The sequence below is a fragment of the Rhodanobacter soli genome (assembly GCF_039523495.1).
GTDB classification, from domain to species: domain Bacteria; phylum Pseudomonadota; class Gammaproteobacteria; order Xanthomonadales; family Rhodanobacteraceae; genus Rhodanobacter; species Rhodanobacter soli.
In genome coordinates this window covers 3,188,591-3,212,217 of record NZ_BAAAFK010000001.1, presented here as the reverse complement: position 1 = coordinate 3,212,217, position 23,627 = coordinate 3,188,591, and the positions used below count along the sequence as shown (strand labels likewise).

The following is a 23,627-nucleotide window of genomic DNA, read 5'->3' as shown; positions in this document are numbered from 1 at the left end:
GACATGAAAGGCGACTTCGCACGCGTCAGCTTCGATCCGACCCTGCATTACAGCCAGGTGTTCCAGCAGCAGGGCCGCGTGTTGCTGGAGGCGGACTGGAACGAGCAGGCGCACATCCAAATGCACCTGCTGCGCACCCTGGTGCGCGACCTGGTCGGCCCGTGCTGGGCGGCGGGCAGCGGCTTCGCCATCATCAGCAGCATCACCAACCCCGACGGCAGCAACAAGCCGCTGCCGCTGACTGACTGGCAGCTCGCGCCGGGGCACTTCTACGTCGACGGCATCCTGTGCGTGAACGAGGCCGCGTGCACGCTGGCCCAGCAGCCGAACGCGCCCACGCCCGACTACGGCGTGGCCGATGGCAAGAGCGGTTTCGAGAATCCGCCGGCGAGCTTCGCGCTGTGGCTGGACGTGTGGGAGCGGCATCTGTGCGCGGTGGAGGCGCCGGGCATCGCCGACGTGGCGCTCGATGGTGTCGATACCGCTTCGCGCGCGCAGGTGGTGTGGCAGCTCCGCCTGCTCGATCAGCCGCGGGCGCAGCAGCAACTTGACGACGTCACCGCGGCGTTGAAGACGCGCCAGAGCGCCGCCGGCAGCCCGGCCGACGTCGCCACGATCAAGCAACAGCTCGCCGAGGTGGCGCAGTTGCGCAAGGACCTCGACAGCGGCGGCCAGGCCAACGCCTCGCCCTGCATGCTGCTGCGCCAGTTGCTCGGCGCCGGCGCCGCTTACGCCTTGCCGCGGCTGCGCGCCGAGCTGGGTCCGCACGAGGCCGACGACGACCCCTGCGTGATCGCCGCCGACGCGCGCTACCGCGGTATGGAGAACCAGCTGTACCGGGTCGAGATCCACCAGGGTGGGCTGGCCGACGCAGCCAGCTTCAAGTGGTCGCGCGAGAACGGCTCGGTGGTGTTCGCGGTCACGCACCATGACCCCGGTGCAGTGGCGGACGACGGCAGCGCGCAGTTGACGGTGACCCTGGCCCGGCTCGGTCGTGATGCCCGGCTCGGGCTGGCGGCGAACGACTGGGTCGAGCTGGTCGACGATCGCTACACGCTGGGGCAGCGCGCCTATCCGCTGCTGCAGGTGATCGCGATCGACACGGCGGAGTGCAGCGTCACCTTGAACGTGCCGAAGAACATCCTGCCGTGGCCGCTGGACGACGATCCACGCCGGCATCCGCTGCTGCGCCGCTGGGATCAGCGCGAGGCGGTGAACACGCAGGGCGTGCTGGCGGTGGCCGAAGGCGACGCGATTGCGCTGGAGAACGGCATCGAGATCAGCTTCGATCCGGGCGGCGTGTACGCCACCGGCGACTACTGGCTGATCCCCGCGCGCGTGGCCGGCAACGGCCAGCTCGACTGGCCATCGGTGAACGGCACGCCTGCCGCCTTGCCGCCGCGCGGACGGCATCACCAGGCGGTGCTTGGCGTTACCGGCGACAACGGCAGCTACGAGGAATGCTGCTGCCGCTTCGACAGCCTGTGCGAGTTGCTGCGCGCCTCGTCCAAGGTCGTGCCGGGCACACCCGGACACGACCTGTTCACGGCGCCCGCGCTGGGTGCCGCCAAGTCCACGGCGGTGGCCGGCAGCGCCAAACGCAAGCGGGCGCGCGCCAAGCCGGCGAAGCCCGGCAATCCTGTCTGAGCGCGCCGCGCCTCAGCCCGGCATCTTTCCCGCCTGGATCGTCGCCAAGGAAACTGTTCATGGATCCGCTGACTGCCCCGTACTTTCCGCTCATCTACGTCCGCGGCTACGCGATGACGGCGAACGAGATCGCCGACACCGTCGCCACGCCGTACATGGGCTTCAACCTCGGCTCCACCAAGCTGCGCCAGGCCTGGGACGGCACCGTGCGGCGCCACGTGTTCGAGTCGCCGCTGGTGCGGTTGATGAAGGACTACGGTTACCGCGACGTCTATGCCGACGGCAACGAGATCGATGGCGAGCTGCCGGCGCGCAGCGTGGTCATCTACCGCTACTACGAAACGGCCGACACCGACCTGGGCGACGGCAAGGTGCTGTCGATCGTCGAAGCCGCCACCGGCCTGCGCGACCTGATCCGCAAACTGCGCGACCAGGTCTGCGGCACCGATGCGGCGCGGAAAAAGGCGTTCCGCGTGTATCTGGTCGCCCATTCGATGGGCGGACTGGTGTGCCGGAGCTTCCTGCAAAACGACAAGATCAGCACCGGCGCGGACCGTGCCATGGTCGACAAGGTGTTCACCTACGCCACGCCGCACAACGGCATCGAGATGGTCGGCATGAACGTGCCGGCGGTGCTCGGCCTGTGGGACATGAACAACTTCAACCGCAAGAACATGGCCGGCTACCTTGGCCTGAAGGGCACGCCGGAGCGCGTGGATACGCTGGACGGCAAGTTCGATCCGCAGCGCTTCTTCTGCTTCGTCGGCACCAATCACCGCGACTACGAGGCGGCGCTCGGCATATCGCGCAAGCTGGCCGGCGAGATGAGCGACGGCCTGGTGAAGATCGAGAACGCCACCGTGAGCGAAGCGCCGCGCGCGTTCGCCTACCGCAGCCACAGCGGCGTGTACGGCGTGGTCAACTCCGAGGAGGGTTACCAGAACCTGGTGCGCTTCCTGTTCGGCGACATGCGCGTGGATGGCGCGCTGGAGGTGGACGCGCTGCCGCTGCCGGCCTCGGTGCAGAAAGCGAAGGACGACGGCAAACAGGTGCGTGCTTCGTACTACTTCGAGGCCACCGTGGCTCCGCGCGGCACCAACAGCTACCGCCTGAGCGAGCGTCGCCGGGATACCTTCAGCGCGATCCTGCGCAGCTTCGACGAACTGCTGCGGCCGGACAACGCCGGGCTGGCGGCGCCGCGTTCGCCGGTGCTGTTCTCGGCCTTCCTCGACACCAGCAAGATCACCTCCGGCAATACCGTCGTGTTCAGCGTGGAGCTGACCGTGTCGACCACCGGCTACACCATCGACAACAAGCTGTGGCTGGACAAGCACGTCGAGGGCGAATACCTGTTCCGCGACACCGTGGTGGTCCGGGCGACGCTCAGCGGTGATAGCTGGAACGTGCGCTACGTGCTCGCCGACGAGCAATCCAGCGAAGGGCTCGGCACACTGGTGGAGTCCCAGCCGGAAGGCTACCTGATTCCGCTTGCTTCGCAGAAAGGCTTCAAGGGACGGCTGCGGCTGACGGTGCAGCGGCCCGTGCCGGCGGGCGGCTGAGCGTACAGGACAGGAGGCTTACTGCGCTGTCGACGGTCCTGGCCGGGCTGGCAACCCACCCTCGGTATGCAACGCGCTGCCTTTACACTAGGCGCATGAACGACTCCGCCCGCGTATCACCCTGGCGCCTGTCCGTCGCCCCGATGATGGACTGGACCGACCGCCACTGCCGCTACTTCCACCGGCTGCTGTCGCCGCGGGCGCGGCTGTATACCGAAATGGTGACCAGTGCGGCGCTGGTGCGCGGCAAACAGCTGCGTCTGCTCGAGCACAGCCAGCAGGAGCATCCGCTGGCGCTGCAACTCGGCGGCAGCGATCCGCACGAGCTGGCGCAGGCGGCGCGCTTCGGCGCCGAGGCCGGCTACGACGAGATCAACCTCAACGTGGGCTGCCCGTCGGACCGGGTGCAGTCGGGTCGCTTCGGCGCCTGCCTGATGTACGAACCGGCGCTGGTGGCCGAGTGCGTCAAGGCGATGCGCGATGCGGTCAGCATCCCGGTGACGGTGAAGTGCCGTATCTGCGTGGACGACCAGGACGACTACGCCGATCTGCAGCATTTCACCGAGCTGATGCTGGAAGCCGGCGTCGAGGTGCTGGTGGTGCACGCGCGCAAGGCCTGGCTCAAGGGCTTGTCGCCGAAGGAGAACCGCGAGGTGCCGCCGCTGGACTACGCGCGGGTGTACCGGCTCAAGCGCGAGTTTCCGCAGCTTGTCGTGGTAATCAACGGCGGCATCACCACGGTGGCGCAGGTGCAGACGCACCTGGCGCGGTTGGACGGGGTGATGCTGGGCCGCGCCGCGTACCACGACCCGTACCTGCTGGCGCAGGTCGAGCATGCGCTGCACGGCGAGCCGCTGCCCACTCGCGAAAGCGTGCTGCAGCACCTGCGGCCGTACGTCGAGGCCGAGCTGGCGCGCGGCACGGCGCTGAAGCACATCAGCCGGCATCTGCTCGGTCTGTATCAGGGCGAACCCGGCGCGCGCGCGTTCCGCCGTACGATCAGCGAAGGCGCGCATCTGCCGGGAGCGGGCTGGGCCTTGCTGGAGCAGGCGCAGGCGCCCCGTGCGGCGGCGTGACAGCCGCCGTCCGTCCGGTCAGTATTCAGGCCTGATTGCCTAGGCTGGACGTTTCGGCAGCTGCGGGCGGGAACTTCGCGCATGACAACGCACAAAAACTTCATCCCTGCTCTGTTCATATCGCTGTTCATCGGCGTGTCCGGGGCGGCTTTGGCGCAGTCGGCCGGGTCGGCGGTGACGCTGGACCAGGCGGTGCTCAGGGTGCAGCAGGACACCGGCGGCAAGGTATTGTCCGCGGAGCAGCGTGGGGTCGGGCGCCGGCAGGAGTACCGCATCAAGGTGCTTACCCCGGATGGTCACGTCAAGGTGATGGTGGTCTCTTCCGAATCGGGCAAGAATCCATCATCTGCCCAGTCAACCAAGAATTCGCCCGCCAAGCACGCGGGCAGCAAGGAGAAACGCTGATGCGCATCCTGTTGGTGGAGGACGAGGCGCCGTTGCGCGAGACGCTGGCGGCACGCCTGAAACGGGACGGCTTTGCCGTCGATGCGGCACAGGATGGCGAGGAGGGCATCTACCTCGGCCGCGAAGTGCCGTTCGACCTGGCGATCATCGACCTGGGCCTGCCCAAGATGTCCGGCATGGAGCTGGTCAAGGCGCTGCGCGAGCACGGCCAGCGCTACCCGATCCTGATCCTGACCGCGCGCGGCAGCTGGCAGGACAAGGTCGAGGGGTTGAAGTACGGTGCCGACGACTACCTGGTGAAGCCGTTCCACGTCGAGGAACTGCTGGCGCGCATCAACGCGCTGGTGCGCCGCGCCAGCGGCTGGTCGAAACCGATCCTGGCCTGCGGCATGATCAAGCTGGACACCACCGCGCAGACGGTGACGGTGGAAGGCAAGCTGGTCGATCTCACCAGCTACGAATACAAGGTGCTGGAATACCTGATGCTGCACGCCGGCGAGCTGGTCTCCAAGGCCGACCTCACCGAGCACATCTACCAGCAGGATTTCGACCGCGACTCCAACGTGCTCGAAGTATTCATCGGCCGGCTACGGCGCAAGCTCGATCCGGAAGGCACCCTCAAACCCATCGAGACGGTACGTGGACGCGGATACCGCTTTGCCATCCCGCGCACCGACGGCGACGACGAATGAGCGTGGGTCGCCGCGCCGCCCGCTTTCGCTGGCGGCGCGCGCGGCGATCGCCACCAGCTTCGTGCTGGCAGGCTTTCTCGGCCTGGTCGGGCTGACCCTGACGCAGACCAACAAGGCGCGCGCGCTGCGCACGCTGCATGACCGGCTCGAGAATTTCGCGATTGCGTACATCACCAATACCGACGTCAACCGGTACGGCAAGCTGTTGCCGCCGGAAACGTCGCCGAACCCGAACTTCTCGCGACCGGGTTCCGGCCTGTATGCGGTGGCGCTGGGCGACCACGGCTATCACTGGGAATCGTCGTCGGCGATCGGCCGCGACTTCACCTTCCTGAAGCCGCTGGAGCCGGGCCAGAGCCAGTTCATCGGACCGATCGACACCCGCATGGGCCGGCTGTACTACTACAGCTACGGCGTGGCGCTGGATACGGTGGACAGGAAATCGGTGCGGCTCACCGTGATGGTGGCGCAGACCGAAGACCAGCTCGAAGGCGAGAACGCGGTGTTCCGCCACACCCTGGTGATCTGGCTGTCGATTCTCGGCGTGATGCTGATCGTGCTGCAGCTGCTGCTGCTGCGCTGGAGCCTGACCCCGCTGCGCAAGGTGGCCAGCGACATGAGCCGCGTCGAGCGCGGCGACAGCGAACAGCTGGACAGCCAGTACCCGCTGGAACTCATCGGCCTGACCGAACGCATCAATGCGTTCATCACCAACGAGCGCGAGCAGCGCACGCGTTACCGCCACACTCTGGCCGACCTGGCGCACAGCCTGAAAACACCGCTGGCGGTGATCCGCTCGCAGCTGGAATCGCCGACGGCAGGGGACGAGGCGGCGCGACGCAGCAGCGTGCTCGACCAGGTCCGGCGGATGAACGAACTGGTCGCCTACCAGCTGTCGCGCGCAGCCACCTCCGGCCGGCAGACGTTTGCCAGCGCGGTGCCGATTGCCGGTCATGCCGAAGACCTGGTGCAGGGCCTGGAGAAGGTCTATGCCGACAAGAATGTCCTGTGCGAATTCGACATCGAGGACGGCGCGGTGTTCTACGGCGAGCAGGGCGACCTGCTGGAACTGATGGGCAACCTGCTGGAGAACGCGTTCAAGTGGGCCGGCCACCGCGTGCTGCTGGTGGTGAGGATGCAGCGCCAGGCCGGCCGGCAGCGGCCCGGCCTGTGGCTGAGCGTGGAGGACGACGGTCCGGGCATTGCCGAGGACAAGATCGAGAAGGTGCTGCAGCGCGGCGTACGCGGCGACGAGCGCGTGCAGGGCCACGGCATCGGCCTGTCGATCGTGCAGGACATCGTGCATGCCTACCAGGGCGAACTGGTGGTCGACCGTTCGCCGGAATTCGGCGGCGCACGCTTCAGCGTGAAGCTGGCGGCGAGCTGAGTCCGGTTTCTCAGCGCGCGCGGCAGAAGCCGACCGGCTCGCAGCCTTCGGCTGGCGAACGGCCGTAGAACGCCTCCAGCAACTCGGCGATCATCGGCTCGGCCTGGCGCAACAGCACCGGCTGCGAGTAATGCAGTTCGCTGACCACGGCGAAATACTCGGCGGCACTTTCCGTGGCGTGGTGATCGATCGGGCTGTCGCAGCTGTCTTGCGGCATCGCGGCCAGGCGGTCGTAGGCCTGCTGGAACTGCTGGATCCAGCGCCGCCGCGGAATGTTCACCAGCGGCGGCACGCCATCGGGCGGGCCGTCGAGCATGTCCAGCTTGTGCGCCATCTCGTGCACGACCACGTTGTAGCCGTCCCACGGCTGCTCCAGGTCCAGTTGCACGTCGGCCAGCGACAACACCAGCGGGCCGCGTTCCCACGCCTCGCCGATGCGGATCTCGTCGCTTTCGGTGACCACGCCGGTGCGATCGTCGTGATGGCTGCGGCGTACCTTGAACTCGCCTGGGTAGATCAGTACCTCGCGCCAGCCGCGCAGGCTGGCGGCGCCCTGCTGCAGTGCCGGCAGGCAGGCCTGCATCGCGATCAGCAGGCGCCAGTAGTCGTCCAGCACGGCGCCGGCCAGTGCATGGAAGCGTTTGCGCGCCAGGAACAGGGCGGACAGCCGGCGCAGGTGTTGTTGCCGGTCGGGGTCGAGTCGGCGTGCCAGCGGGCAGCCGGCCAGCGCGCGTCGCCACAGTGGGTCGGTTATCGGCGCCGGCTCAAAACGCGCCAGCAATGATGGCCACCAATGCCCCGGCATGACGCCGAGCGCTTACTGGATCGACCCAGGCAGCAGCGATTGCCAGCCCAGATGCGGCCGGCGGGTTGGCGTCGGCGCGGAGGAAGCGCCGCCGGAGTGATCGCTGCCGTTGCCGGAAGTGCTGCCGGAACTGTCGCTGCTGCTGGCCGGCGGACAGTCACGGGTCAGCCCCAGCGCATCGCCGCCGCTGCCGGTGTTGCCGTCGTGGGGGCTGCTGCTGTCCAACGCGGTGTGCGAAGAGCTGTCCAGATCCTGGGTGTCCAGACTGGTCGCGGCGGCGCTGCCGATCCCGGCAAGGCACAAGGCGCAACCGACAAGCCAATAGGTGGCACGCATGGCGATCGAACTCCCTGACCCGCAAGCGAAGATCTTGATCGTCTCAGAAACATGGGTGCCATGCCAGTGCTGCCGCCCCGACGGCGGTCACGCAGCAAGGCCAGCGGTGGCTGCCGCAGGGCCGGCCGGCCGGGCTAGAATCCGCCGATGCCCAATCTGTCCCACCATTCTTTTTCCGGTTGTCGCCGGCCCGTTGGCACTGCCATGTCCGGGACTCGCTGATGCAGCCGGCGCAGTTGCTGGCCCTGCTTGCCGGAGGTGAGCCGCTGTCCGGTGCCGGACTGGCCGCGCAGGCCGGGGTGACCCGTGCGGCGATCTGGAAGCAGGTCGAGGCCTTGCGTGCCCGCGGCGTGCCGATCGAGGCACGTGGTGCCGCCGGCTACCGTCTGCCGTGGGCGCTGCAGATGCTGGATGCGAAGCGGATCCGCGCCATGCTGCCGGCGCCGCTGGCGCGTTCACTGGGTGCGCTGGAAGTGCATTGGGAGCTCGATTCCACCTCCAGCGAACTGCAGCGCCGCGGCGCCGCCGCGAAGGACTTCAGCGTGGTGCTGGCCGAGACCCAGCATGCCGGCCGCGGCCGGCGTGGTCGCGAGTGGCTGTCGCCGCCGGGGCTGAACCTGTATCTGTCCTGCCTCAAGCGTTTCGAGTTGGGGTTCGCCGCGCTGACCGGGTTGTCGCTGGCCGTCGGCGTGATCGTGCTGCGCGCGCTGGAGAACCTTGGCATCGCCGGGGCCGGCTTGAAGTGGCCAAACGACGTGCTGGCCGTCACCGACGGGCAGGCGGGTGGCAAGCTGGGCGGGATCCTGGTGGAGCTGAGCGGCGAATATCAAGGGCCATGCGCGGCGATCATCGGCATCGGCCTCAACCTGCGGCTGACGCCGGCGCTGCACGAACAGGCCGGCCAACCCGCCTGTGACCTGGCCACCCTGGCCGGTGGCACGCCGCCGGATCGCAACCGTACCGCGGCAGCACTGGTCGCGGCGCTGGTCGAGGGGTTGCGGCAGTTCGAGCGCGACGGTTTCGCCGCATTCAGTGCCGACTACGCGCGCTACGACCTGCTGCGCGGCCAGTCGCTGCAATTGAGCGGAGCGCTGGGCGCGTTCGACGGCGTGGGCGCCGGGGTGGATGCGCACGGCGCGCTGCAGGTGCGCATGGCCGACGGCAGCGTGCGCCGGGTCGACAGCGCGGATGTCACGGTGCGCCGCGCATGAGGCTGCTGCTCGACCTCGGCAATACGCGACTGAAATGGGCGCTGCAGGCGCAGCCGGATGGCTGGCTGGCGCGCGGCGCGGTGGACTGGCAGGGGGAGGATCTTGCGGCCGCGCTGACGTCGGCCTGGACCGGTCTGCCGCCACTGGCGCGGGTGATTGCGGCATCGGTTGTCGATGCCGCGCGCGAGGCACAGGTGGCGGCCGTGGCGGAGCGTCTGTTCGCCTGCACGCCGACCTGGCTGCGCACGCCGGCGCACGCCTGCGGCGTGCGCAACGCGTATGCCGAGCCGCAGCGTCTGGGCGTGGATCGTTTCCTGGCGATGGTCGCGGCGCATGCCGATGGTCACGCGCCGTGCGTGCTAGCCGGTGTCGGCACTGCACTCACGCTGGATGCGCTGGCCGGAGATGGACAGCACCTGGGCGGCTTGATTGCGCCCGGTCCGCGACTGATGCAGCAGTCGCTGCTGGACGCCACGGCGCGGATACGGCCGGAACGGCCCGGCGAGATCGTGGAACTGGCCGACAACACGGCCGACGCGGTGGCCTCGGGCTGCTGGCAGGCGGCGGCTGCGCTGGTCGAGCGCTTCGCCACGCGTTCGGCCGCACGACTCGGCGCGACGCCTGCGCTGATCCTGGGTGGCGGCGACGCCGCGCCGCTGCTCCCGCTGCTGTCGTTGCCGGCCCGGCTGAGCCAGGACAGCGTGCTGCGCGGTCTGGCCGTGTGGGCCAACGCGCAGTGACGCCGGCGCTGTCCCGTTTAGAATGGTGATTGCTGCCGGTTGATGGGGGTTCGATGTTCCTGCGTCTGCTGTTCGTACTGTTGACCGCGCTCAATATCGCAGTGGGCGCCTGGCTGCTGCTGGGGCAGCCGTATGCTCGCGGCGGCACGCCCAGCGATCCGGGTGTGGCGGAACTGCGCCTGCTGTCGGAGTTGCCTGCGCCCGGCCCGGCTACGACGGCGGCCACGCCCGCCACGCCCGCGGCGGTGACGCCATCGCGCAACCTCAGTTACAGCTGCCTCGCGCTCGGCCCGTTTGCCACCCCGCAGGACCTGCGCAACGCACGCCAGGCGCTGTCCGCGCAGGCCACGCGGATGCGCTCGCGCCAGGAACAGGCCAGCCAGACTAGCGGCTGGTGGGTCTACCTGCCGGCCGCCGGCAACCGTGCGCAGGCGTTGGCGGCGGCGCGGCAGCTGGCGGCACGCAACATCGACGACTACTTCGTGGTCAGCTCCGGCGACCAGCCCAACACGATCTCGCTGGGCCTGTTCAAGGACCCGGCGAATGCGCGCAAGCGCCGCGACGAAGTCGTCGCGGCCGGTTTTCCCGCCCGCATGAGCGAGCGCAGCGAGAGCGTGCCCGAATACTGGCTGGACCTGGTGGTCGCCGACGGCGGCAACTTCGACTGGCGCAGCCGCGTCCGCACCAGTGGCATCGGCTCGCACAGCACCGGCTGCTTCTGAACGCGCGTCGGGACGCAGCCTGCTAGAATCCCCCACCTTCGCCGGCATAGCTCAGTTGGTAGAGCAACTGATTTGTAATCAGTAGGTCGCGGGTTCGACTCCTGCTGCCGGCACCACGAAACCCACACGGCCTGGGTCGCCTTTCGAGCGTACGGCCCTTGGCTGAACGCTCCCCACCGGTCTTAACGCGACCATCGCGATTCGTCCACTTCGGTTTGCCCACGCTCGGAACTTCAAGCGCGAGGACACATCATGGGTACGCTTTACGTGGTGCAGGGCTTTCACAAGGTGGACGGCGATTTCATCGCGGACAAGCCGATTCTTCACGGCATGGAGCAGTTGGCGCGTACGCGCGGCGAGATGCTGGCTGAGGAACGTGACGGCGTACTGGTTTACGCGCAGGCGGCGGACACCGATTGTGGCGAGTACTCGGAGCCGATCATCCTCGCCAAGTATGGCCGTGTACCGCATCCGGAGCAGCAGAGCCTGCGTCAGTCAGGCTGACGCAGGCGACTGAGGCCATCGTGGGGCAGCTGCGCACACGTGCCGTAGGCGTACGCCGACATACGCGGCGAACCGCGCTGGGCAGACTTGGCCAACACCGGAAACACACGATCATCCGTCACCGGGGGCACGGATGGACGCTCCGGCCGATTTCTTTGTCCGAGGATGCGGCAATGCGCATGGTTTTGACGATCAAGGAAAGCAGCCACGGCCTGTGGCGTATCTGCAGTGGGGAGGCGGTGCTGTACGACCAGTTGCGCTTCGCGCACGCGATTCGCCTGGCTCGCGGACTGGCCCGCGAGGAACACGCCAACTCCGGCCGCGCGGTCAGTGTCGAGATGGTCTGTTCGGAATTCACCATCGCCCTGGTGCACTACGCAGGGCCAGTCACGTCACAACGTGCCGCCGCCTGATTCCGCCGAATCGGAGTGGACCTTGGACGTCGCAGCCCCGGTCGTGCCTCGACCGGCAGGAGCCATTCCGTCCGCCGGTTAGGCGTGATGCCGCATGGCATTTCAATCATATGCGATACGGACGGGCCTTGGCGGGCGGTTTCCTGTCAGTTCGCCCGGTCGGTGCTGGCGTCTTGATATACATGTAACGTGAAAGCTTGCTAGGATCAACCCAACGGCTGCGCAGGGGCAGCTCAGGGTGATCAACATGCAAACGCTTCTTGCACATTCCGCCTTCTGGCGTGGAGTGTTGCTGTTTGCAGGGATGCTGTTCGGAAAAGTCGTTCGGGGCGCTGAACCCGGAGCCTCGCTGACCCGTGGCGCCGGGAATCTGGTGTCCTGGAACCCGGGTGCGCGATCGCGTCGCGAGGACGAGCTGGCACGAAGTCGTCAGGCGGGACTCCACTAGCCGGCGGACGTGCCGGTTCCGGTCGGTTAGCGTGGTTGCAGTGGATGCGATCACCGTGGTCATGTGCGTCGATCCGGTGCCGTCACTTTTCAAGCCGAGCCGGAGCATGTCCATGCTCCTGCCATCCCTTGCCCGCATCCGCAGCCTGTGCGCGTTCGCATTGCTGGCTACGGCGGCGTCGGCGCAACCGGATCCCCGCAACATGATGAAGATGAGCGTCAGCATGAAAATGCAGATGCCGGGTGCGGGGACATGCCTGCGCATACACCTCCAGGGACCGCGACATGCGCGCCATGCTGCAGCGACAGCAGGACTGTACCGTCAGCGATTACCAGCAGGTCGGCGATGTCGTCAGTTATCACCCGGTCTGCGGTGGCAATCCGCCGAAGATGACTGGCGAGGCGCGCTTCGAGATGATCGGCGTTTGCCGAAGCTGCCGGCGCCGCTCCGGCGTCGGCGGGATCGTTGCGGTAAACTCCGGATCATTCGCGACGCGCTCCGAAGGTGGCAAGGCGCCCCCTTTGCTAGTCGCCATACCGACATTGACGGCGAGCGATGGCCCTGGCCTGGCGCTGCCCCGCGACGCATGGCAGGTAAACACGGATCATGGGCAAACAGACCATTTCATTGATCGGCGTGCCGACCGACATCGGCGCCGGCCACCGTGGTGCCGCGATGGGACCGGAGGCGCTGCGGGTGGCCAACCTGGCGGAAAGGCTGGAGCGTCGCGGGCTGAAGGTGATCGACCGGGGCAACCTGCAGGGGCCGCTCAATCCGTGGTTGCCGCCCGAGCATGGCTATCGTCACCTGGATGAGGTGGTGGCCTGGAATACGGCCGTCTATACGGCTGTTCAACAGGAACTTCAGGCTGGGCGCCTGCCGATCATGCTTGGCGGCGACCACTGCCTGGCGATCGGCTCGATTTCGGCGGTGGCCCGTCATTGCCGCGATGAAGGCAAACAACTGCGCGTGCTGTGGCTGGATGCGCATACCGATTTCAACACCGCGCAGGCCACGCCCACCGGGAATATCCACGGCATGCCGGTGGCCTGCCTGTGCGGCATCGGCCCGGCCGGACTGACCGATCTGGGCGGCAGCACGCCGGCGACCACGCCGGACGTGTTTCGCTACATCGGCATCCGTTCGGTTGACGAGGGTGAGAAGAAACTGGTGCGCGGAGCGAACATGCAGGTGCACGACATGCGCCATATCGACGAGGTCGGCATGAAACGCGTCATGGAAGAAGCGCTGGCCGGGATCGACGAGAACACCCATCTGCACGTGAGCTTCGACGTCGACTTCCTCGACCCCAGTATCGCGCCCGGCGTGGGCACCACCGTGCGCGGCGGACCGAATTATCGCGAGGCGCAGTTGTGCATGGAGATGCTCGCCGATACGGGACGCGTGGCGTCGCTGGACATCGTCGAGCTGAACCCGGCCTTCGACAAGCGCAACCAGACGGCCAGGCTGGCGGTGGATCTGGTCGAGTCGCTGTTCGGCAAGTCCACGCTGATCCGCTGAAGCGGGTCGAGGGGGTTTCGACGCGACCCGACGGGATCGCGCCGAAGTGCTCATTCCTCGCCGAGCTTGGCGTCCGGCGCGTTCGCCATCACCGAAGCGATGCCGGCGTCGCGCGAGCGCTCACTGTCGTACATCTCGCTGCTGCCGATGACCTGATGGTTGGTCGCCTTCAGGTTGAAGTGGAACTTGCCGCTGGCCGAGGTCTTTTTCTCGTAACGTGTGGCATCCGGCGCGTTCTTGCGCACCGATTCGACGCCGTTGCGTGCGCTGGCCTTGTCCTTGTAACCCTCGCTCTTGAGGATGATCTCGCCGTTGCCGGCCCTGAGGTTGAAATAGGTCTCGCCGTTCTTGCCAGTAAACACGGTGAATTTGCCACTCATCAGCTGGATCTCCTTGGCTATGGTCAGGGTCGGCAAAATCTGGACTCGCCCTTGTGATTTTTTTGGCAAGGGGGCAACGCCGATCATCGTGGACGGCAGGCCGGTCGGTCGAGCCGTTTTGCCGGATGTCGTAGACTGGCGTTTTCCCTGCGCGATGCAGCATGAACACCCGAATCCTCACCGGCATCACCACCACCGGCACTCCGCACCTGGGCAATTACGTGGGCGCGATCCGTCCGGCCGTCGAGGCCAGCCGGCGTGACGACGTGGATGCGTTCTACTTCATGGCCGACTATCACGCGCTGATCAAGAGCGACGACGCGGCACGGATCGAGCGTTCACGACTGGAGATCGCCGCCACCTGGCTGGCCGCCGGACTCGATCCGCAGCGGGTCACCTTCTATCGCCAGTCGGATATCCCGGAAATCCCCGAGCTGACCTGGTTCCTCACCTGCATCGCCTCGAAGGGCATGCTCAACCGCGCGCATGCGTACAAGGCGGCGGTGGACAAGAACACCGCGGCGGGCGAGGACGCCGACGCCGGCATCACCGCCGGCCTGTACATGTACCCGGTGCTGATGGCGGCCGACATCCTGGCGTTCGACGCGAACCAGGTGCCGGTGGGGCGCGACCAGATCCAGCACATCGAGATGGCGCGCGACCTCGGCCAGCGCTTCAACCACCTGCACGGGCACGAGTTCTTCGTGCTGCCGGAGGCGTTGATCGAGGAGCAGGTGGCCACGCTGCCGGGCCTCGATGGCCGCAAGATGTCGAAGAGCTACGACAACACGATCCCGCTGTTCGCCGGCGGCAAGAAACAATTGCGCGAGACGATCATGCGCATCGTCACCGACTCGCGAGCGCCCGGCGAGCCGAAGGACCCGGACGACTGCGCGCTGTTCACCATCTTCCGCGCGTTCGCCAGCGAGACCGAGACCGCGGCGTTCCGCCGGGCCCTGCTGGACGGCATCGGCTGGGGCGAGGCGAAGCAGGTGCTGTACGAGCGGATCGAGGCCGACGTGGCGCCGATGCGTGAACGCTACGAGGCCTTGATGGCCGACCCGGCCGCGATCGAGGCGATCCTGCAGCAGGGTGCGCGGAAGGCGCGTGCGATCGCCGCGCCGAAGGTCGCCGCGTTACGTGAGGTGCTCGGGCTGCGCGCGATGACCACCGCGCCGGCACGCATCGATCAGCCGAAGGCCGCGCCGAAGCAGGGCAAAATGCCGCGCTTCGCCAGTTTCCGCGATGCCGATGGTAGTTTCCGCTTTCGTCTGTTCTCCGCGGAAGGCGAGGAGCTGCTGCTGTCGAAGCCGTTCGCCGATCCAAAGGCGGCCGGTTCGCTGCAGAAGCACATCAAGGCCCTGGGTGCCGCTGCGGCCGTGTTGCAGATCCAGCCGCTGGGCATGAGCCTGGAGCTGGATGGCGAGGCGGTCGCCAGCACGCCCGACTATCGCGACGGGCAGGCTCGTGACGAAGCGCTGGCGCAATTGCGTGACGCGCTGGACCAACTTGCCGCGCAGGAATGATGCGCGGCGCCAAACTTTCCGGGTGATCGACCGATGCGTTACCTCGCCGTCCTGCTGCTTGCGCCGTTGCTGCTGATCCTGTGCTGGGGCTACTGGGCGTACCCGAAGAGCCTGCCGCGCACGTCCGGCCGGCGCATTTTCGATTTCACCGCCCTGCTGCTGGCGGTGATCGCCGCGGTGCAGTGCGCGGTGCTCGGCTTCGACATGGTCGAATTGCCCACGGTCGACGGCTTCGGGCGCGCCAGCGGCGCGATCTGGCAGCAGGTGCTGCCGGCGTTGTACGGCTACGGCGCGTTCGCCGCGGTGCTGGTGCTGGCGATGCTGCTGCGCCATGTGCTCTGGGGCCGCCGGCGATCCTGATCGGGCGCGAAGACGCCGGGCCCGGACGGGACGGGCAGCTACCTGCCACAAGTCAAGGCATGACTTATGGCGGTCGAGGCAGCTAAACGCAAACGGCAAGCTGCGCATCTATCCGATGTGGCGAGTTCATCGCCCCCATGGCGCCATCCTGCGCCGCATCCTCGTGGAAGTTTTTGACATGCGCATGGCGTGCCTGTTGTTCGTGAGTCTTGCCGCGTTGTCGGCGCCGGCGCTGGCCGTCGACATCGACGGCCACATCGGTGCCGACGAGTGGAAGGGCGCGCGGCATATCACCGATTTCCGCCAGACCCAGCCACTTAACGGCAAGCCGGGCTCGCTGCATACCGAAGCCTGGATCCTGGCCACGCCCAAGGGTCTCGCCGTGGCGTTCCGCTGCGACCAGCCGGCCGACGTGCCGCGCACGCGCCAACGCGTGCAGCGCGACTTCGAGGACCAGGTCGACCGGGTCAATCTGATGGTCGACTTCAACGGCGACGGGCGCACCGGCTACGACTTCGTGGTCAGCTCGACCGGCGGCATCAACGATGCCGTGCTGACCAACGAAAACCAGTTCAACAAGGACTGGGACGGCAACTGGCTACACGCGGTGAGCGAGGATGCCGAAGGCTGGTCGGTCGAGATCCTGATCCCGTGGTACATCGCGCCGATGCACACCGCGCGCGATGGCAAGCGCACGCTCGGCGTCTACCTCGACCGCGTGACCGGCTCGACCGGCGAGCGCGCGTCGTGGCCGGTGGCCAGCTTCACGCTGCCGCGTTTCCTGTCCGCATTCAGCCGGGTCGAGGTGCCGCAGTACAGCCAGTCGCTGTTGGCGGTGACGCCGTACGTGTCCGGCCTGTACGACAACGTGCGCGGCCGCAGCCACTTCCAGGAAGGCGCCGACCTGCTGTGGAAGCCGAACGGCCAGTTCCAGCTGACCGCGGCGCTGAATCCGGATTTCGGCCAGGTCGAGAGCGACGATCTGGTGGTCAACTTCAGCGCCACCGAAACCTACGTCAGCGACAAGCGGCCGTTCTTCACGGAAAATCAGGGCATCTTCGACTTCAGCCTGCTCGACGACTACAGCCAGCTGGTCTATACGCGGCGTGTCGGCGGGCCGTCCGACGACGGCCACGGCGCGGCCGACATCAACGCGGCGGTGAAGCTCAACGGCAGTTTCGGCACCACCAGTTACGGCGTGCTGGCCGCCGACGAGGACGGCGAGGCCGGACGTTTCTTCGGCGCCGCGCGGCTGACCCATGATTTTGGCGACCAGAGCCTGGGCATGCTGCTGACCCGGGTCGATCGGCCGTGGCGGGATCGCGAGGCCACCGTGCTCGGCATCGATCATCGCTGGCGACCCACGCCGCAACTGACCGTTACCAGCAACGTGGTCGGCAGCGACATCCTGCAGTCGGGCACACACACGCGCGACACCGGCGGCACCGTGATCGCCAATTACGAGATGGGCGATGGCTGGCGCCAGCAGTGGCTGGGCATGCATTTCGGCGACCAGCTGCAGGTTAACGACTTCGGCTACCTGGAGCGCAACGACTTCAACTACGGTCACTGGGAAGTGCGCAAGCGCAATACGGCGCTGCCGGCCGACTCCGCCTACAGCTCGCACGAATGGCGCTTCCGCATCGACGGGCTGGACAACGATCATGGCCTGCGCCTGCGCCGCCAGCTGCGCATCAGCCGCAACAGCAACCTGCGCAACGGCGCCAACGAAATCGTGCAGCTCAACGTCAACAGCGCGGGCTGGGACGACCTGCTCACCCGCGGCAATGGCGCGTTGTTCCTGCCGCCTTCGCTGGACTTGGTCTACGAGCGCGTCAGCCCGCGCCACGGCGACTGGGCGTTCAAGCTGGACGCAGAAGTCCTCAGCGGCGGGCTGGGCGGCAACCGGCAACTCGGCTACGACGTCAAGTTCATCCCGACCTATTTCATCAGCGACGCGTTCAGCGTGTATGCCGGTCCGTACTACGAACACACGCCAGACTGGCTGGTGTGGCAGCACGACAACCTGGTCGGTCGCTTCGACCAGCACACGCTGCTGCTCGACGCCGGTTTCGACTGGAGCATCGACAGTCGCCAGGAACTGCGCCTGAAACTGCAGGCGATCGGACTGGATGCACGCGCGCGTGGCGGCTATCGCGTTGGTGTCAATGGACGGGCCGCCGCCAGCAACGAGCCGGTCGACGACTTCAGCGTGCACAACCTGGGCCTGCAGATCCGCTATCGCTACGAGCTGGCGCCACTGTCCTATCTCTACGTGGTGTATGGACGCGGCGGCTATGCCCAGGACGAATTCGCCGGCAAGACCACTGACGCGCTGCGCAACAGCTTTGCGTTGCGCGACGACGAGCAGCTGCTGGTCAAGCTGAGCTACCGCTTCGATATCTGATGGCGGGCAAGCGCCCGACGCCATCGGGCGCGTCGCCGGTTGCGCCGGTCGCTCGGGCCAGAGCGGCCGCAGCGGCTGTCACGTCTGCGCGACTTTCCGCGAGTGCTCCGGCATGATCGCGACGTGGCCGGAATGCGGTCCGATTCGTCATGGATGTGGCTTCATGGGTGTCGTCTTTTCCTGGACCGGTTTCGCGGTGGCGCTGGGCATCGGTCTGCTGATCGGTGCCGAACGCGAACGGCGCAAGGGCAGCAACGGCCACGCGGTCGCCGGCCTTCGCACCTTTGCCGTGGTGGCCTTGCTGGGTGCGGCCAGCGCGACCTTCGGCGTGGCCATGCTGCTGCTGGCCATGGCCGCGGTGGCGACGCTCCTGGCGATTGCCTATGCGCGCGATACCGACAGTGATCGTGGCCTCACCACCGAGGTCAGCCTGCTGCTCTGCCTGGTGTTGGGGGCGGTGGCCATCCGCCAGCCGCCGCTGGCGGCCGGGCTGGCGGTGGTGGTGACGATCCTGCTGGCGGCGCGCGAGCCCATGCACCGCTTCGTGCGCGGCGTGCTGACCACGGAGGAACTGAACAACCTGCTGGTGCTGGCCGCTGCCACGCTGCTGGTGCTTCCCCTGGTGCCGGATCGGCAACTGGGTCCGTTCGATGCGATCAACCCGCGCTCGCTGTGGCTGATCGTGATCCTGATCATGTCGATCGGTGCCGTTGCACATGCGCTGCTGCGGCTTGCGGGTCGCCGCATCGGCTTGCCGCTGGCCGGTCTGCTCTCCGGCTTCGTGTCCAGCGTTGCCACCATCGGGGTGATGGGTGCGCAGGCGCGCAGCCTGCCGGCGTTGCGGCGCTCGGCGATCGCGGCGGCGGTGCTTTCGACCGTGGCCACCTTTGCCCAGATGGCGGCGGTACTCGCGGTCACCGACGTGGCGACGCTGCGCGTGCTCGCCGTGCCGCTGGCCTGCGGCGGCGCGACCGCGGCGGTCTACGGCGCGTTGTGGACATGGCAGGGCCTGCGCCTGAGCGCGCCGGATCCGGTTCAGGGCAGCGTCGTCTTCAGCGTCAAGGCTTCGCTGTTGCTTGGGCTGATGATCGCCGTGGTGCTGCTGGTGTCGGCCGCGATGCGGGTCTGGCTGGGCGACCGTGGGCTGGACATCGCCACGGGCGTCGCCGGATTCGCCGACACGCATGCCGCGGCGGTATCCGTGGCGACGTTGGCCGCCGCGGGCAGGATCGAGCCCGCGGCCACGGCCGTGCCGATCCTGATCGCACTGACCAGCAACAGCCTGTCCAAGGCGGTGATCGCCCGGGCGAACGGCGACTGGGACTATGCGCGGCCGGTGCTGCTGGGTCTGGTCATGGTGCTGACGGCAACCTGGCTGGGCTGGTGGCTCGGCTGACTGGCCCGGTGCGCGCTGCCGCGCTGGCGATGACGTGTCAATCCCAGCGGTTGAGGTGCGGTCCGAACGTCTCGCGCTGCGGCTGTACCACGCAGAAGCGGTGTCCGCTCGGCGCCTCCAGCACCCACCAGCGCTCGCGCACGAACGCGACGCGGCGCGCACCCAGACGCTCCAGTCGCGCCACCTCGGCGTCGAGGTCGTCGGTCTCGATGTCCAGATGCACGCGGCTGGGGTGATCCACCTTCTGCAGCAGGATGATCGGTTCGTCCGCGGCGGTCTGCAGTTCCGCGTACTTGCCGTCGCCGTCCTGGTCGACGCTGGCGATCGGCTTGCCCAGCGCCCGGCTCCAGAAATCGGCGACGGGTGCGAGCTCGTCGACGTGGCAGTCGATGACGATGGTGCAGAGTCGGCTGTGATGCATGGGATGCCTCCGTCGGGTGGTCGATACGTGTGCAGCGATGCAGTGCGAGAATACCCCGCATGATCCCGCTCAAATATCTTCAGGCGTACCCCGCCACCTTGCAGGACAAGGTGCGTGAACTGATTGCGCAGGAGCGCATGGGCGAGCACCTGACGAAGCGTTATCCGGATCGCCATGAAGTGCAGAGCGACAAGGCGCTGTATGCCTATGTGGCGGCGCTGAAGCAGCAGCACCTGAAGAATGCGCCAGGCATCGACAAGGTGCTGTACGACAGCAAGCTCGACGTGTTGCGCAATGCGCTGGGCCTGCACACCGCGATCTCGCGCGTGCAGGGCGGCAAGCTCAAGGCGAAGAAGGAGATCCGCGTGGCCAGCCTGTTCAAGGCCGCCGCGCCGGAGTTCCTGCAGATGATCGTGGTGCACGAGCTGGCGCACCTGAAGGAACTCGACCACAACAAGGCGTTCTACCAGCTGTGCACGTACATGCTGCCGGATTACCACCAGCGGGAATTCGACCTGCGCGTCTACCTGACCTGGCGCGAGCTGCCTTCGACGAATGACACCGGCGGGCAGGAATGACGATGGACAGTGCGGCGCTGCAAAAGTACCTGTTGCGGTTGTTCGAGCGCCACGACGTCGAGCTGGAGGTGGACGAGGACGGCTGGCTGGTCACCGATGGTGATTTTCCCGCGATCCGCGCCGCCTGGCACGAGGGTGCCGCCAGTGAACCCGGCCGGCTCGACGTCGACGTGGTGCTGAGCGAGGAGCGCTACATCGAAGAGAGCTTCGCCGGCATGGGCGGCGGCGACGCCGGCTGCCGCGATGCGCTGCGCACGTTCGAGCAGGATGTGTTCCACCCGCTGCTGGCCGCCTGCTGGTACGTCACCGACGACCGCAGGATGCGGATCGCCGCCTGGGATATCGGCGCGCGCACGTGGGATGTGTTCATCGGCCCATTCAGCGCACGGGGTGCGGATGCTGCAAGCATGCCGGCCGAGGCGTTGGCGTCGATCGAGGCCGCGTTGAAACGCGAGGCGCTGAGCCCCGAGCTGCACTGGCTGCGGCTGGTGCACAGCCATGCCGCGGCGGGCGATTCACGCTGCGAGGCGCTGCTCGACAACGAACTGTGGACGGCGGGAACGCTGGCATTGACCGCCGTGCCGTGGCCGCACGGCGGCGACTACAGCGCACGCTGCTTCATGCTGCTGGACGTGCGCGATTACTGACGGCCGGCAGAAACAGACAGGGCGCCCGAGAGCGCCCTGTCTGTTTCCGCGGTTGCGGCCCGCTCAGTTCGGCAGGGCCAGATCGTCCAGCATCGCCTTGAGGAACCTTGCCGCTTCGCCGCCGGTGGCGGCGCGGTGATCGAAAGTCAGCGACAGCGGCATGCGGCGATGCACTTCGATGCCGCCGATGACGGCGACCACGTCGTGGCTGAGCTTGCCGGCACCGACGATGGCGACGGTCGGCGGCACCACCACCGGCGTGGCGTAGCGGCCGGCGAACATGCCGAAGTTGCTGAGGCTGATGGTGTAGCCGGACAGCTCCGAGGCCGGGATCGTGCGGTCTTCGACCTGCGAACGCAGGCGCTTGATCGCGGCGCGGACGCCGGCCGCGTCGAGCACGTCGGCGTTGCGCAGCGCCGGCACGAACAGGCCGTCGTCGGTGTCCACCGCGATGCCGATGTCGACCTGCGGGTGCAGCGTGCGGGTGAGGTTCTTGCCGTCGAACCAGGCGTTCAGCGCCGGCACCGTCTTGCAGGCAAACACGATGGCGCGGATCAGCCGTGCGGTGATGTCCTGTTTGCCGATCCAGGCGTGCAGGTCGGCGTCGTCGACCAGGGTGGTCGGCACCACCTGGGCGTGCGCGTCGGCCATCACGCGAGCCATGTTGCGGCGCACGCCCTTCAGCTGTTCCGGCTGGCCGCTGGCGCTGACGCTGGGCGGCGCGGTGCGCACCGGCTTGCCGGAGAGCGAGACGGGGCCACGCTGCGGTTCGGGCTGCGGCAGTTCCGGTGCCAGGTGGCGGCCGGCGGAGGCGGGCACGGCACGCGTCGGCGCGGCGCCGAGCGTGGCCGAGCCGTTCGCGGCGGCGTCCTTGACGTCCTTCATCGTCACCACGCCGTCGGCGCCGCTCGGGCGCACCCGGGCGAGGTCGACCTTGAGCTTCTTCGCCAGCGCGCGTACCGCGGGCACCGCCTTGACGCCGCCGATGCTGGCGGCCTGTTCGACGTGCACGGTGTTGCCGCTGACCATCGCGCCGACCACGGTGCCTTCGTCTTCGCGTGCCGCCGTCTCTTCGACTTCGCCGCCTTCGTCGGAGGCGACCACCTTGTGGCCGTCGTCCGGTGCGGGGCTGCCCACGCTCTTCTTCGGGCCGTGGTGATGGCCGGTGGATTCGGCCTCGGCACGCTGCTTCGCGTTCGGGTCCGGCTCGAAATCGGCCAGTGCGGCGCCGGTCTCGATAATGTCGCCGGGCGCGCCGTGCAGCTTGACGACCTTGCCGGTGTACGGCGAGGGCACGTCGACCACCGCCTTGGCGGTTTCCATCGAGCACAGCGGCGCGTCGAGCTTGATGCTGTCGCCCACCTTCACGTGCCACTCGACCACGGTCGCGTCGGGCAGGCCTTCGCCGAGGTCGGGCAGGTAGAACGTCTTGATATCAGCCATGGGATCGGGTCCGTTGAAGGTTAGCTGGCCGCCAGCGTGCGCTTCGCCGCGTCGACGACGCGCTCCACGCTCGGCAGGTATTTCATTTCGAGTCGGAACAGCGGGATGTGCGTGTCGAAGCCGGTGACGCGTTCGACCGGGGCGAGCAGGTCGTACATGCATTCCTCGGCCAGGCGCGCGGCGATCTCGGCGCCGAAGCCGGCGGTCTTCGGCGCCTCGTGCACGATCACGCAGCGGCCGGTCTTCTGCACGGATTCGGCGATGGTGTCGAAGTCCAGCGGGGTCAGCGTGGCGACGTCGATCACTTCGGCGCTGATGCCCTGGCTGGCCAGTTCGTCGGCCGCTTCCAGTGCCTCCTTCACCTGCGCGCCCCAGCTCACCAGGGTCACGTCGCTGCCGTCGCGCAGCACGAAGCACACGTCCAGCGGCAACGCCTCGCCGTCGTCCGGCACCTCTTCCTTGTACTGGCGGTAGATGCGCTTGGGCTCGAAGAACATCACCGGATCGGGATCGCGGATCGCGGCGAGCAGCAGGCCGTAGGCGCGTGCGGGCGACGACGGCATCACCACGCGCAGGCCGGGGATGTTGGTGAACAGGTGCTCGTTCGCTTCGGAGTGATGCTCAGGTGCACGGATGCCACCGCCCCACGGTGCGCGCCACACGGCCGGCACGGTGAGGCGGCCGCGGGTGCGGTTGCGCATGCGTGCGGCGTGGCAGGCGATCTGCTCCATCATCGGATAGATGAAGCCCTCGAACTGTGCCTCGGCGACCGGCTTCATGCCCTGCACGGCGAGGCCGACGGTGACGCCGGCAATCGTGGTTTCGTCCAGCGGTGTGTCGAGCACCCGCAGCTCGCCGAATTTTTCCTGCAGGCCCTGGGTGGCGCGAAATACACCGCCGTTGACGCCGACGTCTTCGCCCAGTACCACGACGGAATCGTCATGGGCCATTTCGTAGGCCAGCGCCTGGGTGACGGCTTCGATGAGAGTGATTTGTGCCATGA

General features: G+C 67.5%; 25 protein-coding genes and 1 tRNA gene. 19 read left to right on the top strand and 7 right to left on the bottom strand.

All coding sequences use genetic code 11. From position 1 onward, the window contains the following. Positions 1 to 3: 3 nt before the first annotated feature. The 6 genes from ABD024_RS14560 to ABD024_RS14535 all read left to right on the top strand — a co-directional run bounded on the left by ABD024_RS14560 (position 4) and on the right by ABD024_RS14535 (position 6,766). A complete protein-coding gene (locus ABD024_RS14560) occupies positions 4 to 1,647 on the top strand; it encodes a DUF6519 domain-containing protein (protein ID WP_343854081.1) in 1,644 nt (547 codons plus the stop codon). Positions 1,648 to 1,706: 59 nt separating this feature from the next. Continuing rightward, positions 1,707 to 3,206, top strand: coding sequence for an esterase/lipase family protein (locus ABD024_RS14555; RefSeq protein WP_343854079.1), 1,500 nt, complete (start codon positions 1,707 to 1,709; stop codon positions 3,204 to 3,206). 95 nt (positions 3,207 to 3,301) lie between these two features. Further along, positions 3,302 to 4,282, top strand: a complete 981-nt coding sequence (gene dusA / locus ABD024_RS14550) for a tRNA dihydrouridine(20/20a) synthase DusA (protein WP_343854076.1) — start codon at positions 3,302 to 3,304, stop codon at positions 4,280 to 4,282. Positions 4,283 to 4,363: 81 nt separating this feature from the next. After that, a complete protein-coding gene (locus ABD024_RS14545; RefSeq protein ID WP_343854073.1) occupies positions 4,364 to 4,687 on the top strand; it encodes a PepSY domain-containing protein in 324 nt (107 codons plus the stop codon). Continuing rightward, a complete protein-coding gene (locus ABD024_RS14540; RefSeq protein WP_056391729.1) occupies positions 4,687 to 5,379 on the top strand; it encodes a response regulator transcription factor in 693 nt (230 codons plus the stop codon). Before ABD024_RS14545 ends, ABD024_RS14540 begins: the two co-directional genes overlap by 1 nt. Continuing rightward, positions 5,345 to 6,766: an ATP-binding protein gene (locus ABD024_RS14535; protein ID WP_343854069.1), complete on the top strand. Its 1,422-nt coding sequence runs from the start codon at positions 5,345 to 5,347 to the stop codon at positions 6,764 to 6,766. The genes ABD024_RS14540 and ABD024_RS14535 overlap by 35 nt, the downstream gene beginning before the upstream one ends. Positions 6,767 to 6,776: 10 nt before the next feature. Here ABD024_RS14535 and ABD024_RS14530 read toward each other — a convergent pair whose 3' ends face one another. Both ABD024_RS14530 and ABD024_RS14525 read right to left on the bottom strand, forming a co-directional pair. Continuing rightward, positions 6,777 to 7,571 (bottom strand): M90 family metallopeptidase, encoded by a 795-nt coding sequence (locus tag ABD024_RS14530; protein WP_343854066.1) that lies wholly within the window; start codon positions 7,569 to 7,571, stop codon positions 6,777 to 6,779. Between the two features lie 12 nt (positions 7,572 to 7,583). Further along, entirely contained in the window at positions 7,584 to 7,907 is a 324-nt protein-coding gene (locus ABD024_RS14525; RefSeq protein WP_343854064.1) for a hypothetical protein, read from the bottom strand. A 221-nt stretch (positions 7,908 to 8,128) separates the two neighbouring features. Here ABD024_RS14525 and ABD024_RS14520 point away from each other — a divergent pair, with 221 nt between their 5' ends. The 6 genes from ABD024_RS14520 to ABD024_RS14495 all read left to right on the top strand — a co-directional run bounded on the left by ABD024_RS14520 (position 8,129) and on the right by ABD024_RS14495 (position 11,497). Next, entirely contained in the window at positions 8,129 to 9,118 is a 990-nt protein-coding gene (locus tag ABD024_RS14520; protein WP_343854061.1) for a biotin--[acetyl-CoA-carboxylase] ligase, read from the top strand. Next, positions 9,115 to 9,858 carry a type III pantothenate kinase gene (locus ABD024_RS14515; protein WP_343854057.1) on the top strand — a complete coding sequence of 248 codons (744 nt, stop codon included), beginning with the start codon at positions 9,115 to 9,117 and terminating at the stop codon, positions 9,856 to 9,858. The genes ABD024_RS14520 and ABD024_RS14515 overlap by 4 nt, the downstream gene beginning before the upstream one ends. A gap of 53 nt (positions 9,859 to 9,911) precedes the next feature. Further along, entirely contained in the window at positions 9,912 to 10,580 is a 669-nt protein-coding gene (locus ABD024_RS14510; protein ID WP_343854055.1) for an SPOR domain-containing protein, read from the top strand. A 40-nt stretch (positions 10,581 to 10,620) separates the two neighbouring features. Then, positions 10,621 to 10,696, top strand: a tRNA-Thr gene (locus ABD024_RS14505). Between the two features lie 136 nt (positions 10,697 to 10,832). Beyond that, on the top strand, positions 10,833 to 11,084 hold the full coding sequence (locus ABD024_RS14500; protein ID WP_343854053.1) for a hypothetical protein: 252 nt from the start codon (positions 10,833 to 10,835) through the stop codon (positions 11,082 to 11,084). Positions 11,085 to 11,257: 173 nt separating this feature from the next. Further along, entirely contained in the window at positions 11,258 to 11,497 is a 240-nt protein-coding gene (locus ABD024_RS14495; RefSeq protein ID WP_343854049.1) for a hypothetical protein, read from the top strand. 106 nt (positions 11,498 to 11,603) lie between these two features. Here the strand turns inward: ABD024_RS14495 and ABD024_RS14490 are convergent, their stop codons facing one another. Beyond that, positions 11,604 to 12,170, bottom strand: coding sequence for a hypothetical protein (locus ABD024_RS14490; protein WP_343854045.1), 567 nt, complete (start codon positions 12,168 to 12,170; stop codon positions 11,604 to 11,606). Positions 12,171 to 12,551: 381 nt separating this feature from the next. Between ABD024_RS14490 and rocF the strand changes: the two genes are divergently transcribed. Continuing rightward, positions 12,552 to 13,466: an arginase gene (rocF, locus tag ABD024_RS14485; RefSeq protein WP_343854043.1), complete on the top strand. Its 915-nt coding sequence runs from the start codon at positions 12,552 to 12,554 to the stop codon at positions 13,464 to 13,466. 50 nt (positions 13,467 to 13,516) lie between these two features. Here the strand turns inward: rocF and ABD024_RS14480 are convergent, their stop codons facing one another. Next, entirely contained in the window at positions 13,517 to 13,846 is a 330-nt protein-coding gene (locus tag ABD024_RS14480; RefSeq protein ID WP_343854039.1) for a YegP family protein, read from the bottom strand. A gap of 161 nt (positions 13,847 to 14,007) precedes the next feature. Between ABD024_RS14480 and ABD024_RS14475 the strand changes: the two genes are divergently transcribed. The 4 genes from ABD024_RS14475 to ABD024_RS14460 all read left to right on the top strand — a co-directional run bounded on the left by ABD024_RS14475 (position 14,008) and on the right by ABD024_RS14460 (position 19,535). After that, positions 14,008 to 15,372 carry a tryptophan--tRNA ligase gene (locus ABD024_RS14475; RefSeq protein ID WP_343854036.1) on the top strand — a complete coding sequence of 455 codons (1,365 nt, stop codon included), beginning with the start codon at positions 14,008 to 14,010 and terminating at the stop codon, positions 15,370 to 15,372. A 33-nt stretch (positions 15,373 to 15,405) separates the two neighbouring features. After that, on the top strand, positions 15,406 to 15,732 hold the full coding sequence (locus ABD024_RS14470) for a hypothetical protein (RefSeq protein ID WP_343854034.1): 327 nt from the start codon (positions 15,406 to 15,408) through the stop codon (positions 15,730 to 15,732). Between the two features lie 805 nt (positions 15,733 to 16,537). Next, positions 16,538 to 18,139, top strand: coding sequence for a DUF5916 domain-containing protein (locus ABD024_RS14465; protein WP_425543165.1), 1,602 nt, complete (start codon positions 16,538 to 16,540; stop codon positions 18,137 to 18,139). Positions 18,140 to 18,302: 163 nt separating this feature from the next. Continuing rightward, positions 18,303 to 19,535, top strand: a complete 1,233-nt coding sequence (locus ABD024_RS14460) for an MgtC/SapB family protein (RefSeq protein ID WP_343854030.1) — start codon at positions 18,303 to 18,305, stop codon at positions 19,533 to 19,535. Positions 19,536 to 19,572: 37 nt separating this feature from the next. Here ABD024_RS14460 and ABD024_RS14455 read toward each other — a convergent pair whose 3' ends face one another. Continuing rightward, complete coding sequence (locus tag ABD024_RS14455) at positions 19,573 to 19,956, bottom strand: VOC family protein (RefSeq protein ID WP_343854028.1); 384 nt, start codon at positions 19,954 to 19,956, stop codon at positions 19,573 to 19,575. Between the two features lie 59 nt (positions 19,957 to 20,015). Between ABD024_RS14455 and ABD024_RS14450 the strand changes: the two genes are divergently transcribed. Together ABD024_RS14450 and ABD024_RS14445 are read left to right on the top strand one after the other, a co-directional pair. Beyond that, positions 20,016 to 20,534, top strand: a complete 519-nt coding sequence (locus tag ABD024_RS14450; protein ID WP_343854024.1) for a M48 metallopeptidase family protein — start codon at positions 20,016 to 20,018, stop codon at positions 20,532 to 20,534. A 2-nt stretch (positions 20,535 to 20,536) separates the two neighbouring features. Then, entirely contained in the window at positions 20,537 to 21,181 is a 645-nt protein-coding gene (locus tag ABD024_RS14445; RefSeq protein ID WP_343854020.1) for a DUF6348 family protein, read from the top strand. A 63-nt stretch (positions 21,182 to 21,244) separates the two neighbouring features. On the opposite strand, the gene ABD024_RS14440 is transcribed toward ABD024_RS14445, so the two are convergent. Further along, positions 21,245 to 22,624, bottom strand: coding sequence for a dihydrolipoamide acetyltransferase family protein (locus ABD024_RS14440; RefSeq protein WP_343854017.1), 1,380 nt, complete (start codon positions 22,622 to 22,624; stop codon positions 21,245 to 21,247). Positions 22,625 to 22,644: 20 nt separating this feature from the next. Then, complete coding sequence (locus ABD024_RS14435) at positions 22,645 to 23,625, bottom strand: alpha-ketoacid dehydrogenase subunit beta (RefSeq protein ID WP_343854013.1); 981 nt, start codon at positions 23,623 to 23,625, stop codon at positions 22,645 to 22,647. Positions 23,626 to 23,627: the final 2 nt, after the last annotated feature.

What these genes read in the sequence shown, in the direction of transcription:
- ABD024_RS14560 (WP_343854081.1), top strand. Translation starts at nt 4, where the DNA reads ATGAAAGGCGACTTCGCACGCGTCAGCTTCGATCCGACCCTGCATTAC.
- ABD024_RS14555 (WP_343854079.1), top strand. Translation starts at nt 1,707, where the DNA reads ATGGATCCGCTGACTGCCCCGTACTTTCCGCTCATCTACGTCCGCGGC.
- dusA (WP_343854076.1), top strand. Translation starts at nt 3,302, where the DNA reads ATGAACGACTCCGCCCGCGTATCACCCTGGCGCCTGTCCGTCGCCCCG.
- ABD024_RS14545 (WP_343854073.1), top strand. Translation starts at nt 4,364, where the DNA reads ATGACAACGCACAAAAACTTCATCCCTGCTCTGTTCATATCGCTGTTC.
- ABD024_RS14540 (WP_056391729.1), top strand. Translation starts at nt 4,687, where the DNA reads ATGCGCATCCTGTTGGTGGAGGACGAGGCGCCGTTGCGCGAGACGCTG.
- ABD024_RS14530 (WP_343854066.1), bottom strand. Translation starts at nt 7,571, where the DNA reads ATGCCGGGGCATTGGTGGCCATCATTGCTGGCGCGTTTTGAGCCGGCG.
- ABD024_RS14525 (WP_343854064.1), bottom strand. Translation starts at nt 7,907, where the DNA reads ATGCGTGCCACCTATTGGCTTGTCGGTTGCGCCTTGTGCCTTGCCGGG.
- ABD024_RS14520 (WP_343854061.1), top strand. Translation starts at nt 8,129, where the DNA reads ATGCAGCCGGCGCAGTTGCTGGCCCTGCTTGCCGGAGGTGAGCCGCTG.
- ABD024_RS14515 (WP_343854057.1), top strand. Translation starts at nt 9,115, where the DNA reads ATGAGGCTGCTGCTCGACCTCGGCAATACGCGACTGAAATGGGCGCTG.
- ABD024_RS14510 (WP_343854055.1), top strand. Translation starts at nt 9,912, where the DNA reads ATGTTCCTGCGTCTGCTGTTCGTACTGTTGACCGCGCTCAATATCGCA.
- ABD024_RS14500 (WP_343854053.1), top strand. Translation starts at nt 10,833, where the DNA reads ATGGGTACGCTTTACGTGGTGCAGGGCTTTCACAAGGTGGACGGCGAT.
- ABD024_RS14495 (WP_343854049.1), top strand. Translation starts at nt 11,258, where the DNA reads ATGCGCATGGTTTTGACGATCAAGGAAAGCAGCCACGGCCTGTGGCGT.
- ABD024_RS14490 (WP_343854045.1), bottom strand. Translation starts at nt 12,170, where the DNA reads ATGCTGACGCTCATCTTCATCATGTTGCGGGGATCCGGTTGCGCCGAC.
- rocF (WP_343854043.1), top strand. Translation starts at nt 12,552, where the DNA reads ATGGGCAAACAGACCATTTCATTGATCGGCGTGCCGACCGACATCGGC.
- ABD024_RS14480 (WP_343854039.1), bottom strand. Translation starts at nt 13,846, where the DNA reads ATGAGTGGCAAATTCACCGTGTTTACTGGCAAGAACGGCGAGACCTAT.
- ABD024_RS14475 (WP_343854036.1), top strand. Translation starts at nt 14,008, where the DNA reads ATGAACACCCGAATCCTCACCGGCATCACCACCACCGGCACTCCGCAC.
- ABD024_RS14470 (WP_343854034.1), top strand. Translation starts at nt 15,406, where the DNA reads ATGCGTTACCTCGCCGTCCTGCTGCTTGCGCCGTTGCTGCTGATCCTG.
- ABD024_RS14460 (WP_343854030.1), top strand. Translation starts at nt 18,303, where the DNA reads ATGGGTGTCGTCTTTTCCTGGACCGGTTTCGCGGTGGCGCTGGGCATC.
- ABD024_RS14455 (WP_343854028.1), bottom strand. Translation starts at nt 19,956, where the DNA reads ATGCATCACAGCCGACTCTGCACCATCGTCATCGACTGCCACGTCGAC.
- ABD024_RS14450 (WP_343854024.1), top strand. Translation starts at nt 20,016, where the DNA reads ATGATCCCGCTCAAATATCTTCAGGCGTACCCCGCCACCTTGCAGGAC.
- ABD024_RS14445 (WP_343854020.1), top strand. Translation starts at nt 20,537, where the DNA reads ATGGACAGTGCGGCGCTGCAAAAGTACCTGTTGCGGTTGTTCGAGCGC.
- ABD024_RS14440 (WP_343854017.1), bottom strand. Translation starts at nt 22,624, where the DNA reads ATGGCTGATATCAAGACGTTCTACCTGCCCGACCTCGGCGAAGGCCTG.
- ABD024_RS14435 (WP_343854013.1), bottom strand. Translation starts at nt 23,625, where the DNA reads ATGGCACAAATCACTCTCATCGAAGCCGTCACCCAGGCGCTGGCCTAC.